1 protein-coding gene is annotated in these 1,320 nt (G+C 45.2%); it reads left to right on the top strand.

The window, feature by feature from the left end:
• Window positions 1-456: 456 nt before the first annotated feature.
• On the top strand, window positions 457-1,320 hold an 864-nt coding region (locus tag AC2VE5_RS27530; RefSeq protein ID WP_486890706.1), incomplete at its 3' end, for a universal stress protein.

Genomic DNA, 1,320 nt, shown 5'->3' on the forward strand with positions numbered 1-1,320 from the left:
GGGGGCTAGACTCAGGACCTCAGTTTAGCTAGGTCTGCCTTTGCACCCATAGGCAACGACCTCCATCTCTTGCTTCATTTCTAACCTGGAAAAGAAGCTGGGGTTGCCGGGGCGTTACCAACAACCCAGTCATTTTGATTAATTTGTATAAAAATTGATTGCAGTCTGGTTTAAAAGCAATAATTTAACTTTTAGACGTAAATAAACAAAATTTGCCAGGAACCCTTTAACCGAGAAGACTTAGAAGATTCAGTCGACGGGGGGGCAACAGATTGAAAAATTCCTTTTTAACCTAAATTTAAATCTAGGATGGGCATGTTCGGGCAGTGCCCTTTTTTGTATGCGACGATAAAGACAGCCATTCCCTTTGATCAGCTGAGGCTGTTAACCTTTGGCAGAATTACCTAAGGTTGAGAATCGAACTGGAATGGCAAAATTGGTTTATGGTCTTGAGGTATGTTTAAGCGCCTTTTAGTTTCCACAGACTTTTCTGACGGCTTATACCGTCTGGTCCGTTACATCCCTGATTTAGCTGTGAATGGGATTGAGCAGATTGTCTTTCTCCATAGCGTTCCGATTTGGAATGAGGGAGAGATCCCTAGAATTAACCATGAGAAGGTTGATCAAGCCAAGCAAAAACTTGCGGTTGCCCTAGAAAATGTGCCTGCCGGCGTTGAAGTTAAAGTAGAGGTTCCCTCGGGTCGACCCGTTGATGCCGTTTTGGAGATGCTTAAGAAGCATCGCAGCGATTTGCTATTGCTAGGGATGCCCAGCCGAAGCCTGCTGAATGAAAAGCTATTTGGGAGTACCACAGTCGGTATATGCCAGAAAGTGCCAGTGCCCCTGATGATTTTGCGCCCGCAACTGATCTCGACTTTTACTGAAGAGGAACTGGCATTACGATGTCAGCATCTTTTTCGTTACTTGCTGATTCCTTACGATGGCAGTGAATCATCTAAGTATCTAGTTCAAACCCTTCGCCAAAAGGCTCAAAACCGACCGCCTGATTCTTTAGAGAGCTGTATGCTCTGCTGGATAGTTAATCAAGGAGGGCGCAGGCTTTTGCAAGGCAATGATCAACTTCAGCAAGCGGAGCAAGCCCTTAAGCCTGTAAAAGCAGAACTAGAAGCCCTAAATTTACAAGTTAATTCGCAAGTTCGGATTGGCAATCCTGTGGTTGAGATTCAATCGGTTGCTGAGACCTTTGACATTAGCGCGATCGCTGTCTCTTCTAAAAACTTTGGCAATCTGCGGGAGTTGTCCGTTCCTAGTTTTGCCGGAGAAATTTTGCGCCGTAGCTGGCATCCGGTTCTCTTCTTT

It is taken from the genome of Aliterella sp. E5.1, assembly GCF_057473825.1.